3 protein-coding genes are annotated in these 3,443 nt (G+C 71.4%); 1 reads left to right on the top strand and 2 read right to left on the bottom strand.

The window, feature by feature from the left end; genetic code table 11:
- Both VF468_26395 and VF468_26390 read right to left on the bottom strand, forming a co-directional pair.
- The coding region (locus tag VF468_26395) for a hypothetical protein (GenBank protein HEX5881818.1) at nucleotides 1-190 on the bottom strand (190 nt) is incomplete at its 3' end.
- Between the two features lie 195 nt (nucleotides 191-385).
- On the bottom strand, nucleotides 386-2,068 hold the full coding sequence (locus VF468_26390; protein HEX5881817.1) for an alkaline phosphatase D family protein: 1,683 nt from the start codon (nucleotides 2,066-2,068) through the stop codon (nucleotides 386-388).
- 488 nt (nucleotides 2,069-2,556) lie between these two features.
- On the opposite strand from VF468_26390, the gene VF468_26385 reads away from it, so the two are divergent.
- The gene (locus VF468_26385) at nucleotides 2,557-3,246 is read left to right on the top strand and encodes a class F sortase (GenBank protein ID HEX5881816.1); all 690 of its coding nucleotides are present in this window, start codon (nucleotides 2,557-2,559) and stop codon (nucleotides 3,244-3,246) included.
- Nucleotides 3,247-3,443: the final 197 nt, after the last annotated feature.

Genomic DNA, 3,443 nt, shown 5'->3' with positions numbered 1-3,443 from the left:
CGGTGAGGACCGGGGCCTCACCGGTGTTGTCGACCGTGGTCGCGGTCGACGGCGGGTTCAGACCGCCGGCGAACACCCACGCTCCCTTCTCCTGCAGAGCCGTGTTGAACGCGTCCACAGCGGCGAACACCTCCTGGAGCTCGGCGGGTTCCCAGGTCCAACCCTCGCCACGCCGAGCGCACGGCGGCATGTGAGTGCCTCGGTCAGAGCCAGAACTGGACGGTGCGGCCGTGATGTGCGGAACCACCCACAAGACCCTCAGGCGGATCGTCGAAGCCCACGAGGCCGCGTCTGCGGGGCCTCGCTCCGGCGGGACGGGTGCCGCGGCCAGTCGATCTGCGGGCGCGAACGGCCAAGACCCCGCAAGAGAGCCCGAGCCGACCGGCTAGCCGGTCGGGCCGCCCTTGCCGGTAGGGCCGCCCTTGCCGGTCGCGCCGGGGGCCGGCCGTTCCGGGTAGCGCCCGCAGACAGGCCCAGTGATCTGCTGCGCACCCGGTACGCCGTTTCTCACCACGAACGACGCATAGGTGTACTGCGGCGCGTCCGGGGTGCTCACCGTCGTCACCATCCGCAGGTCGGTACGCCACTGTTCGGTGGTGAGGCTGCACCGGACGTACCCCCGTCGGTCCCCGTCGAAGAACTTTATGTGCGGGTTGAACGGGATCATCGGGCCGTAGTACGGGCCATAGACCGGCACGTCGCCGTTGCTGGAGATCGACGACCCGACGAACTCGGTGCCGACCCGCGGTGACCCCTCGCGGTCGAAGTTGCGGTGGATGTCGTTCACGAACGTGGAATGCCAGTCCCCGGTGACGACGACCGGGTTGCGCAACTCGTGGCGGAGCCAGCTGCCGATGAGCCGGTTGCGCGCCGCCGGAAAGCCGTCGTACGCGTCGTGCCACAGCCGCGCACCGTCCACCGGCTCGTGCTCCAGCCGCGCCATCATCACGTTGCTGGCCATCACGTTCCACTGCGCCACCGAGTCCCGGTGCCCGGCGTACAGCCAGCGCTCCTGCCCTCTGCCGAGCATGGTGATGTCAGGGTCGTACGCGGCCTGGCACGCTGGTGCCTCGCCCCAGCCGCACGGCGGGATGCTGCGGTACTGGCGGCCGTCGACGACGTCGATCTGCGCCAACCTCCCCCACTGCAATCGACGGAAGATGCGCGGGCCGTCGGCGTCGGGCTTGGCCGGCCTCCGCACCGGCTGGTGCTCGTACCAGGCCTGGTACGCGGCCGCGCGCAACGCCGAGATGTCACCCTCGTACTGCGACTGGTCGTTGGCGTAGTCGTTCTGCACCTCGTGGTCATCCCAGGTCACCGCCCACGGAAAGCGTGCGTGCGCGAGCTGCAGCTGTGGGTCGGACTTGAACAGCGCGTACTGCATCCGCCAGCGCTCGAGCGTGCGCGGCGCCCCGCGCAGCGTTTCCGGCACCGGCACGTTGCGGTAGCCGCCGTTGGCGGGGATGCCGCCCTCGTAGACGTAGTCGCCCAGGTGAAGCACCAGGTCCAGATCCTCCTCGGCCATGTGCCCGTAGGAGGGGTAGTAGCCGCTGGCCCAGTCCTGACAGGAGGCGAACGCGAAGTTCATCCTCCGGATGGGCGCGCCGAGATCCGGCGCCGTGCGCGTGCGACCGACGCGCGAGACATCGTCGCGGTACCAGAACCGGTAGTAGTACTCCCGGCCCGGCTTGAGCCCCTCGAGGTCGACGTGGACCGAGTGCGCCAGCTCGGCCAGTGCCCAGACCGCACCGGATCGCACGATGCTGTGAAACCCTTCGTCCTCGGCCAGCTCCCAGTGCACCGGCACCCGGACGTTCGGCATCCCGCCGCCGCGTACGAACGGCCGCGGCGCTAGCCGGGTCCACAGGACGACGCCAGTCGGGGTCGGGTCACCGCTGGCCACGCCAAGCCTGAAGGGGTAGCGGCCACCTTCGAGTCGGGGTGCCGCGACCGCGCGTCCGACGGGAGTCTGCGCGGCAGCGGCCAAGCCGACGAGACCGGCGACGGCGGCCAGGAAGCGTCGCCGGTCTAGGCTGGATTGTCCGGGCGAGGGGGTGGCCAGGGTCATACCAGTGTCCTACACCCAAACCACGGCCCCGGGGCAGGCCAAACGCGTCGATGGTGCCGGGCGGCTTCGGTGGGAGAGCCGTCGAGCACCCGCCTAGACCCGCACCCGGTCTCCGAGGGCGGCACGGATCAGCGCCGCCGGTTCGGCGTACCCGGATGGTCGTCGTGGCAGTGTGGCCGAGCGGACCACGGCTGATCGAGCGGCTCCTCGGCCTGCCCCAACGCCAGCCCCACCGACAGCCGGGACCCGGGCCGCTGTCCTAAGATCACGGGCAGCGCCTGACTACGTTCGTTCGCTCCGCTGGTGGCGCGTCGCGTCACCGAGATGCCTGCATCACCGCTCCGCATGGCGCCAACGCCGGTGGCCGCCCACACGGCCTTGTGGGACGGTGACCGGCGCGGGCGGGAGTGCTTGAATGGGCGGGGTGGTCGGTGGGTGAGCCGCGTCGAGGCGACGTGCCGGCGGGCGTGTGATGGGCTGAGGCGGGGATGGTGGAACGTCGGTGGCTGGTGCGGGCCGGACGAGCCCTGCCTGCGGCGCTGTTCGGCGTTGCGGGCGGCGTCGCCCTGTTCATGGCTGCCGGTGACCAACAGCCGTCACCGCCTGTGGTTCCGGGTGTCGGGTGGTCGGCGGCGCCGTCGTCGACCGCCCTTCCGCGGCCTCAGACCTCACCGGTCTCCCCGTCCGTTGCGGACAACGCCGACCCGCTGGTCGGCCCGATACTCCCCGCCGCCGAGCCCGCGATCCTGCACATTCCCCGGATCGGGGTGCGATCGGACCTGGTGCGCTTGGGCCTGGACAGCGCGGGCGCGATGGAGGTGCCGGGCGAGCCTGGCGTGGCCGGCTGGTACACCAAGGCACCGACCCCGGGTGCGCTCGGACCGGCGGTGATCGCCGGGCATCTCACCTGGGACGGTGCGCCGGCGATCTTCGTCCGGCTCGGCGACCTGCGCCCCGGAGACCGGGTCGAGGTGCTCCGCCAGGACGGACGCACAGCCATCTTCGCGATCCGGCGGGTGGTCAGGGTCGCGAAGTCACGCTTCCCGACTCACGCGGTCTACGGTCCGACCGACCACGCGGCGCTGCGGCTGATCACCTGCGCGGGACGGTACGACGACGACGGCTTCGCGGACAACATCGTGGTGTTCGCGGCCATGGCCGACGTGCGCGAACCCTGAGCCAGCGCGGGAGCGCCGCGCACCCTCAGCGCACCCGCACGGTGACCGTGTTCGAGGTCAGGCCGGAGGCCGGGTCGACGACCCGCAGCCGGTTGGCGCCGCGCCGGCCGAGTTCGACGTAGGTGGTGAACCGCCCGGCCGCGTCGACCACCGCGGGCAGCGGGAAGCTCGCCCAGCTCCCGGACCGATGCTGCAGT

This window comes from Actinomycetota bacterium (assembly GCA_036280995.1).
Classification (GTDB): domain Bacteria; phylum Actinomycetota; class CALGFH01; order CALGFH01; family CALGFH01; genus CALGFH01.
This window is presented reverse-complemented; position numbering and strand designations above follow the sequence as displayed.

Excerpts from the sequence above, each read along its gene's own strand:
- VF468_26390 (HEX5881817.1), bottom strand. The coding sequence starts at position 2,068 with ATGACCCTGGCCACCCCCTCGCCCGGACAATCCAGCCTAGACCGGCGA.
- VF468_26385 (HEX5881816.1), top strand. The coding sequence starts at position 2,557 with ATGGTGGAACGTCGGTGGCTGGTGCGGGCCGGACGAGCCCTGCCTGCG.